The 1,126-nt window shown below is 64.3% G+C and carries 1 protein-coding gene; it reads left to right on the forward strand.

Annotated elements, in window-relative coordinates; genetic code table 11:
- The first annotated feature begins 218 nt into the window (after nt 1-218).
- A complete protein-coding gene (locus ABD287_RS18350) occupies nt 219-812 on the forward strand; it encodes an MOSC domain-containing protein (protein WP_344174787.1) in 594 nt (197 codons plus the stop codon).
- Nucleotides 813-1,126: the final 314 nt, after the last annotated feature.

The following is a 1,126-nucleotide window of genomic DNA, read 5'->3' on the forward strand; positions in this document are numbered from 1 at the left end:
AAAAGCCCACTACCGACGCCGCGAGACCGCCGAGTTGATCACGTAACCGAAAAGTACGGCTGTCGTACTAGCCGCTTGACACAGAAGGGAGCCAGAAGAGTGCGCATGCCTGTGGAACTTTGAGGTAGCGGGTGGATTGTCTCGCGTTTCAGTAGTACGCGCACTGGCCGAACGAGCTCGTCGAATGCTTTAGGTGGACGACGCGAGAGGATGACCGTATGCCCATGCCCCGTGTCGTTGCCGTCAGTCGTGACCAGACCCACCGGTTCAGCAAGGTGCCGGCCGAGTCGATCACCCTCGTGGCCGGGCTCGGTGTACTCGGCGACGCCCACGCCGGGACCCTGATCCAGCATCGATCGCGCGTCCGTCGCGACCCGAACCAGCCCAACCTGCGCCAAGTGCACCTCATCCACGCCGAGGTCTTCAACGACGCCTTGGCCATGGGCTATGAGTTAGAGCCGGGCGATCTCGGAGAGAACGTCCTCACCGCCGACCTCGACCTGCTCGGGTTGCCGACCGGGACTCTGCTCGATCTCGGCGGTCCCGTCGTGCGCTTGACCGGCCTGCGCAACCCCTGTGCTCAGATCAACGCCTTTCGGCCCGGGCTGCTCAAGGTCGTGCTGTCCCGCGCGGACGGGACGCCGACCGACGAGCCGGCCCCGTCGACCGCCTCGCCGCAGTGCGCAACCGCGCCGGTCATTCGCAAGGCCGGAGTGATGGCGGTCGTCGAACGCGGCGGCGAGGTCGTGCCGGGCCAGCCGATCACGGTGGCCCTTCCCGACACACCCCACGTGTCCCTCGCCCCCGTCTAGTACGACAGCAGGGCTTCTGTGGGGTTGCGTCTTCGCTGGTAGTGGCTGGTTTTGGCGCGGTGTTGGTGGCGGCGTCGCCATCGTGACCATCGATCGATGAGGTCGCGGCTGGCGGCGCCGTTGTTGATCATGTGTGCCAGGAGGCGGCGGGACTGAAATAGCGCGTCCGGAACTCCATCTTGGACGTTCTTATGGTTGTGACGGTAGCGGAGCTTCGGAACCTGTCAAGTCAACTGAGACAGTTTTTTGATCTTGTTTAGCTTTGTGCTGTTGGAAGGGTGGTCGTCGCCGCGACGGCGACCTGTCCGAGGTCG

The sequence above is a fragment of the Pilimelia columellifera subsp. columellifera genome (assembly GCF_039532605.1).
Lineage (GTDB): Bacteria > Actinomycetota > Actinomycetes > Mycobacteriales > Micromonosporaceae > Pilimelia > Pilimelia columellifera.

Bases quoted from the DNA above. Each gene is read 5' to 3' on its own strand.
- ABD287_RS18350 (WP_344174787.1), top strand. From the start codon at position 219: ATGCCCATGCCCCGTGTCGTTGCCGTCAGTCGTGACCAGACCCACCGG.